Origin of the sequence: Methylorubrum podarium, from assembly GCF_022179745.1 — a bacterium.
GTDB classification, from domain to species: Bacteria; Pseudomonadota; Alphaproteobacteria; order Rhizobiales; family Beijerinckiaceae; genus Methylobacterium; species Methylobacterium podarium.
The window spans coordinates 1-7,693 of sequence record NZ_BPRD01000183.1 but is presented as its reverse complement, the minus strand read 5'-3'; the positions used below and the strand labels follow the sequence as shown (position 1 = coordinate 7,693).

Below are 7,693 nucleotides of genomic sequence, written 5' to 3'. Positions count from 1 at the left end.
CGGTGCCGACGCCCTCGAACGTCTGTTCGACGACATCGCCGTCCAGAGCGAGGGCAGGACCGGGGTCGGCGGCTGCCAGTGGGGCCTGCAGCACATGTTCGGCTGGCTCTACAACGCCGCCTTCTACTCGCAGAGGCGACCGCACCAGATGGAGGCCATCCGCGTCGCCGCCGCGACGGTGGCCCGGCGCAGGGGCACCTTCGCGAGATCGGCGACCACGCTGGACGGCGTGGCCGAGCCGGTCGCCTGCCTGCACCGTGACGAGGTCGCCCGCGCCCTCGGGATCCACCCGCGCTTCGTCGACGCCATCGCCCTGCGCCTCGACATCCGCCCCGTCCCTGGCGGCGACCGCTTCGTGATGTACGAGGCCTCGGTGGTGCCCGTACTCAAGAAGGCGCTCGCCCGGTGTCTCAAGCGGGCGGAGGCCGCGCGGGTCCTCGGCCTGGGCACGACCGAACTGGACGCGCTTGCCCGGATGGGCCTGATCCGGCGCCTGTGCAGGCTTGGCGGCCCGACGGTCGCGGACGACATGTACCGCATCGAGGATGTCGAGGCCCTGCTCCCGGCGCCCAACCTTCCGCTCCTGCCCCCAGACGCCGGGCTGGCACTCGCGCTGGACGACTACGCCGAGACGTCGGGCCTGTGGCGCCCCGAGGTGATCGGACTGTGCGCCGCCGGCCGTCTCCGTCCGGTAGGCAGGATCCCGGGCCGCGTCGGGCTGGCGGCCCTCGCGTTCGCGGCGCCGTCGCCGGACGTACCCGAGGCCCCCCGGCCGCCGGCCCACAAGCGGGGCGGTCGCCTTCGTCGCCAGCGCGCGCGGCCCGGCCTGACCAAGTGCGATGCGGCGTCCATGCTCGGCGTCAGCATGTCGACCCTCGCCGAGCTCATGAAGCAAGGGTACGTGAAGCACCTCGGTCCCGAGGCGAGCGGAACCTCGCGCACGCGGGTCGACGACCGGTCCCTTCGTGAGTTCGCTGGCCGCTACGCACCCGCCGTGGCCTATGCCGAGGCGCTCGGGTGCGGGAGGACGGATGCGGTTCGCAAGCTGCGGGACATGGGGGTGGACATCATCCTCAAGGAACCGGGCGAGGCGCACCTGATGGCCATGGTGCGTCGGACGCAGGTCACCCAGGCCTTGGGCCTCGCGACCGACCCGTTGGCCGATCCGCCATCGGGCTGGACCGCGTTCTGGTCGGCCTTCGGCAGGCATCTGGCCACGAACGGATCCGTCTTCCGGCTGGTCCGCATCCCGCCCGGGCGGGAAGGCCGCCTCCGGAGCGGAGACCGCCGCACGGTGACGACCATCGACCTGGGCACCGACGGCCACGCTGTCATGACGCTTGAGACCGGCCGGAGCCCGGCGGAGGTCGCCCGCTCGGAGCGCAGCGGGTTCGCGCTGCGGGACACGGCCTCCTGGCCGCAATGGTTCGAGTGGCTGGAGACCACGGCCTACCTGATGCGCTCGTCAGGCAGCCAAGCCACGGCGGCCTGATCAGGCCGCCTCGCCGGGTATCCTCTGTCGCCATCACAGCATCGCGAGCCTGTTTCCCGACCATGGGGGCCGCCCGGGATCCAGGCTGACGCTGCCGAAGCCGCGCCGCTTCGACAACCAAGCCGCCATTCCTTCCAGCCAGACGCAGAAGCCGCCTGAGCCTTCAACGGCCAGGCTTGGCCGCCGGATTTTTGTTCCAACTAGCCTGGCGGTAGAGCGCGTTTGTTCCAATTAGCCTGGCGGTGTGTTCCAAACAGGTGGCGGCCGACGCGACGCTCTCGAAGGGAAACCACCGAATTTTGTTCCAACTAGCCTGTCGCCATACAGCTCGAATATAAATGCGAACACGTATGTACTTGAGATTGTGAGGTGAATCGCGCTCGCCACATTGCTACTCGCCCGCTACGACCGCGTCAGAGGTGGCGCGCAGGCGCGGACTGCATGCCACCTGCCGCCAAGCTCGGCCGAGAGTCCCTGCGTCAGCGCGAGGACGAAAGACTTGTTCGTGGCATAGGCGGCGTTGAAACTCTCCGGGGCGAAGGCGACGTTGACGATGGCTGCGTTCGAAACGGCGTTGTCCGATGCCCACCACCGAGAGGCGCCGACGGCGAGCAAAATACCCGCCATCTCAGATTGCCCATATGCTCCGAAAATCAAGTAAAGTATGAAGTAACGGGCGAGATAAAAGACGAATAGCGAGGGGCAATGCCTACTGGAATCGTCCTACACCGCTCGCCTCTGCGCTGCTACTGGCGCTCGGTGTAGACTAAGAATTGGCGTGAATTGCTTGAGATCGTTCTTGGCGAACTGCAAATCGACGCCACGATTGCGGCGCTGCCGATGAGAAGGCGCGAGGCGCCCCAAAAATTGATAGTGAATATTGAAGTACTTCAATTATTTCGGCCACGCACACTAAATCATACAGACTGAGTTTTTGCAGTTGCTTCACTGTACTGGGGATTGGCGACACGACACAGGTGCCGATCGGGTTGGCCTCGACCGAGAGCGCACCCGACGTAAAATCGGCGAGCGGCGGACCCGCCTCAATGCCGAAGCGTTTCGTGACGAACCGAAACCGGGATACTTCCAACGGTTCGCCAAGCCCGAGTTGAGTATCAACGAACCGCTCCGGCGTGACGGCGGGCGCGAACGTGATGGAAGCCACGCCGAGACCGTCCTCGAACCCGGTCCGACCGAGGATGAGTGCCTTGCGCGCACCGTAGGATCCGGGCGACCCGGTCTCTTCCAAGATATGGCCTAACGGGTCCGTTACGTGGTCGCCGGCCGTGAAGGCGATTGGGAGATGGCGCTTATGCAGTGCGCTGTCCCCGCCGCCGCCAAGCGCCGCGCCGCCTCCAGAGTTCGGCCAATCTAGGTCGTGCCAGAAATGAGCGACGTAGATGTCCGGAGCGTCGTTTCGACCATAAACGAACAACACAACGAAGCAGGGCAGCGGCGTGTTGGCGAAGCGCAGTGCGTTCGATAGCTTCACCCGGGTACTCGGCCGCCCACCCAAAGCAGGCCCTCGGAAGGTCCGCCCCTGGGTAGACAGGTTTTCAAAACAAGTGACTGCAAGAGGACAGAATCAGAAAGAGTCGGTTGAAATAATTCCAAAATTGTAAACTGAATTTACATCTGACCGGCAGTATGATGTTAATATCTTACTTCAATGGTCAGGGACAATTTCAGGGCAATTTTGTGCGTTCTGAGAGCACTGCTCTACTTCTACAGTGAGGTGGCTGAGTAGGGTCATGTGTCTCAGACGATCCTTGTAGTGCGACGGGGGCAGGGGGGTGTCGCTCACGATGGAAACCACCAACGCGTAGTGGCCGGGGCCGACCTGCCAGAGATGGAGATCGCAGATGCGATCACCGTTGCCTTCGAGTTGCTCGCGAACCTGAGCCTCGATCTCCCGCGCGGGCACGGCATCGAGGAGAACGGCGCCGGCAGACTTGGTGAGATTGAACGACCAGACAGCGATCACACCTGCGCCGATCAGCCCCATCAGCGGGTCGAGCCAGCTCCATCCGTAGAAGGTGCCTCCGAGAAGAGCGATGATCGCCAGCACCGAAGTCAGGGCGTCCGCCAGAACGTGCATGTATGCGGCATGGAAGTTCGTGTCGTCGGAGCCGTGATGGTGGTGCCCGGGGTGGTGATCGTGCCCGTGATGATCGTGATGATCGTCACGGAGCAACCAGACGCTCACGAGATTCACCGCGAGGCCGACGACGGCGATCGGGATGGCTTCGTCGAAGCTGATCGTGACCGGTGTCAGAAGCCGCGCGGTACTCTCAGCGCCGATATAGAGTGCGACCATGCCCAGGATCATCGCGCTGGCGAAGCCGGCCAGTTCGCCGAGCTTGCCCGTTCCGAACGAGAAGCGCTGGTCATGGGCGTGGCGGCGGGCGAAACGATAGGCGAGGCCGGCGATCCCGAGCGCCGCGGCGTGGGTCGACATGTGCCAACCGTCCGCAACGAGGGCCATCGATCCGAAGATCCTACCGCCGACGATCTCCACGAGCATCATCGCGACGGTCAGTCCGACGACGGCCCACATCCGCCGCTCGTTGCGGTCATGGCGCTCGCCCAGGAAGACATGGTCATGGGTCCAGGGCTCGATCGAATGCGAGTGCATGGTCGGATCTCCTCCCTCTCGGGGATGAGCGCGTCCCGATGCTGTGCACGGGGTTCAGGGATGGGATACACGCCCGGCCTCGTCCGGCGGCCGATCGCGCAAGCGCCAACGCGCCGTGTCACGGTAGGCGGACCACAGGTCGTTGTAGAGGTCGCACCGCGCCGCGAGCTCGGACGGCGCGCCGCTGTCGACAACCCGGCCACCGGCCACGACGACGATGTGATCGGCCTGCGCGATCGTCTGCAGGCGATGGGCCACCATGACCACGGTTCGCCCCTGGAAGAGCGCGTGAAGTCCCCCGGTCACGCCGTGCTCGCTCTCCGCATCGAGCGCCGACGTCGCCTCGTCGAGAAGCACGATCTCGGCATCCTTGAGCATGGCGCGGGCGATAGCGACGCGCTGGCGCTCGCCGCCCGACAGGTCCTGCCCACCTTCGCCGAGCCGGGTCGCGTCGCCGTCGGGCAGTTGCGCGATGAGGTCGGCGCAGTGCGCCCGCTCGACGGCGGCCCGGCATTCCCGGTCCGTGGCCTCCGGCCGTGCGAGGCGCAGGTTGCCGATGAGCGTGTCGGCGAACAGGAACACGTCCTGCGGCACCACCGCGAGCCGGGCGAGGTGCCGGTCGAGAGGCAGCGCCCGGATGTCCTGACCACCGATCAGAATGCGGCCCGCCTCGACATCGAAGGCGCGGGCGAGGAGCGCGAGGAGCGTCGACTTGCCGGCCCCGCTCGGGCCGACCAGTGCCGTGACCCGGCCGGCCGGCAGGGCGAGGTCGAAGCCGTCCAAGACCGGGCGGTCCGCACGATAGCCGAACCGGACGCACTCGAAGCGGATCTCGCCGGAACGGGCCGTCTCGGTCCCTTCGGGGAGGGGTGGCCGTGCCAGGATCGCGTGGGCGCGGGCGTGGGCGTCGGTGGCGAGCTTCAACATGAAGCTCTCCCCGACGGAGGCCTCGAAGGGCACCAGCAGGACGAGCAGCAGGACGAGAACGACGGCGAGGTCCGGCGCCTCGATCGCGCCCGCCGCGAACAGGGCCACGGCGACGCCGACGAGGGCCAGGAGAGCGACATCGAGCAGGATGCGCACGCCGCTCACGAGCGGCGCGACGGTGAAGATCGTGCCGCGGTAGAAGGCATGCAGCGCCTCGACCTGACGGCGATACGCGCCCTGCCGGCCCGCGACCTGGCCCATCGCCCGCAGCACCGGCAAGCCGGCGAGGAACTCGATCATCCGCTCGGCGCTCTCGGCGACGAGGCTCGCCTGCGCTCGGGCGAGTTGCGTGAGGACGCGGCCGAGGGCCCGGTGGGCGAGCGCGACGAGACCAACGAGGACGAGGACGGCGACGGGAAGGAGCGGATGTGCGACGGCGAGCGCCGCGATCAGGACGAGGCTCAGCGCGACATGGCCGATCTGGCGACCGAGGGCATATCCGGCCTCCTCCTCGATCCAGCGGAAGCGGTTGGTAACGAGGTCGGAGAGGCTGCCGGCACCGATACGCGACAGGGCGCCGAGGCCGAGGCGGCGCAGATGCGCGAACAGGTCGAGCCGGAACTCGGCGACGGCCCCATAGCCGGCTTCGAAGCCACGGGCGAACCCGAGCGGCATCACGACGAGGCGGGCGAGGAAGGCGCCCGCCGTGAAAAGGATCGCGACCCAGGCCTCCCCGCGCGTCCACGTGCCCGCGGCGAGGCCGCGGACGACCCAGGCCGCCGTCAGCAGCGGCACGGCGGCGAGCGCGGCATCCGTCGCCAGCAGGACGAGCCCGGTCCGGTAGCGCAGCCGCATCCGGGGCTCCATCCGACGGGTCAGGTCGCGCCACCAGGACGCCGGGGGTTCAGCGGGCCGCTTCATGGAGCGCCTCCTCCCCGAGCCCGTCCCCTGCGGCCGGGACCGGGTTCTGCAGAGCCCAGAAGCGGGCGTAACGGCCGCCCCGCGCGAGAAGGGCCGCGTGGTCGCCGCTTTCGACGATGCAGCCCCGTTCGAGCACCACGATGCGGTCGGCATCGACGATCGAGGCGAGGCGGTGGGCGATGACGAGCACCGTCCGACCGCGGGCCAGCGCGCCGAGCGCGCGCTGAATCTCGCGCTCGTTGACCGGGTCGGCCGCCGCGGTCGCCTCGTCGAGGACCAGGATCGGCGCGTTGCGCAAGAGGGTTCGAGCGATGGATAGGCGCTGGCGCTCGCCGCCCGAGAGAGCGGCACCGCCCTGCGCGAGCACCGCCTCGACACCACCCGGCAGCGCCGCGACGAAGGTGTCGGCCCGCGCGAGGGCCAGGGCCTCGGCCAGAGCCGCCGAACCAGCCTCCGGCGCGGCGAGGCGCAGATTCTCGGCGACGGTGCCCGTGAACAGCCAGGGGTGCTGCGGCACTGTGCCGACCAGGGCGTGCAGCGTCTCCGGCGCCATGGCGCGCAGATCGACGCCGCCAACGGTGATCCGGCCGGCATGCGGATCGTGGGCGCGCGTCAGCAGGCCGGCAAGCGTCGTCTTGCCGGCCCCGCTCGCGCCGACCAGCGCCGTGACGGTGCCGGGCTCGAGGGTCAGGTCGATGCCGTCGAGCACCATCCGTTCGCCGCGACGGAAGCCGACGCCTTCGAAACGCACGGTCCGGTCCGTCGGCCGGAGGGGCGCCTCGGCCGGCGGCAGCGGCGCCTCGGCGAGCAGGGTGTCGAGCCGGCCCAACACCTCGCCCTGCTGCGCGAAGCGGAAGGCGAAGTTTGGCAGACGGGTGACGAGTCCGCCGAGGCTCGGCGCGAAGACCAAGAACAGCACGAACTGCCCGACCGGCAGGTCGTCCCGTGCCAGGAGCCAGAGCCCGAGGGGCAGGACGAGGAGCAGGCTCGAACTCACGAAGACCTGAAGCAGCGCGCTCGCGAGCAGAACCCGGCGCGTCCACGCACCGATCACCGCGAGGTAGCGCCGGGTCACGTCGCGGAAGTGCTCCTGCGCCCGATCCCCGTCGTCGAACAGGCGCAGGGTCGGCAGCCCAGCGACGTATTCGGCCGAGCGCGCGGCCATCTCGGCGCTGTGCTCGTCATAGGCGCGGGTGATGTCGGCCGAGCCCCGGGTCATCGCCCGCATGGCCGCGAGGCCGAGCAGGATCGGCAAGGCGGCGGCCAGCGCCATCCGCCAGTCGAGGACGAACAGGGCGACGAGGACGATCAGCGGCGCGGCGAAGTTCGCGGTCGCCTCCGGCACGAGATGGGCGATCCCGTCCTCGATACGCTCGACGTCGTCGAGGATCAGGCGCCTCAGGGCCTCCGGGCCGTAGCGCTCGGACACCGCCATCGGCACGCGGGCGAGGTGCTCGGCGATCGTCAGACGCAGGTCGCGCTGCACGTCGATGGCGATCTTGTGCGAGAGCGCCGTCGAGCCGAGGAACGCGAGCCGTCCCGCCACGACGAGGGCCGCGACGGCGGCGACGATCCAGCCCATCCGGCTCCGGTCGGGCGCAGGCTCCAGCGCTTCGACGATGAGCCACGTCACGCCGAGCTGCCAGGCGAGGCCCAGCAGAGCGGCGAGGAGGCCCAGCGCGATCGAGGCCGCCATCGCCCTGGGCTGCCCGCGCAGG

The 7,693-nt window shown here is 68.5% G+C and carries 5 protein-coding genes; 1 reads left to right on the top strand and 4 read right to left on the bottom strand.

Annotated elements, in window-relative coordinates:
• On the top strand, positions 1 to 1,492 hold a 1,492-nt coding region (locus tag MFF42_RS09905; RefSeq protein ID WP_238255591.1), incomplete at its 5' end, for a hypothetical protein.
• Positions 1,493 to 2,258: 766 nt separating this feature from the next.
• Here MFF42_RS09905 and MFF42_RS09900 read toward each other — a convergent pair.
• The 4 genes from MFF42_RS09900 to MFF42_RS09885 form a co-directional block, all read right to left on the bottom strand.
• Entirely contained in the window at positions 2,259 to 2,984 is a 726-nt protein-coding gene (locus MFF42_RS09900; protein ID WP_238255590.1) for a hypothetical protein, read from the bottom strand.
• A 174-nt stretch (positions 2,985 to 3,158) separates the two neighbouring features.
• The gene (gene dmeF, locus MFF42_RS09895; protein ID WP_238255589.1) at positions 3,159 to 4,127 is read right to left on the bottom strand and encodes a CDF family Co(II)/Ni(II) efflux transporter DmeF; all 969 of its coding nucleotides are present in this window, start codon (positions 4,125 to 4,127) and stop codon (positions 3,159 to 3,161) included.
• A 54-nt stretch (positions 4,128 to 4,181) separates the two neighbouring features.
• A complete protein-coding gene (locus MFF42_RS09890; protein ID WP_238255588.1) occupies positions 4,182 to 5,975 on the bottom strand; it encodes an ABC transporter ATP-binding protein in 1,794 nt (597 codons plus the stop codon).
• A partial coding sequence (locus tag MFF42_RS09885) for an ABC transporter ATP-binding protein (protein WP_238255587.1) occupies positions 5,959 to 7,693 on the bottom strand: 1,735 nt, incomplete at its 5' end. The genes MFF42_RS09890 and MFF42_RS09885, both read right to left, overlap by 17 nt.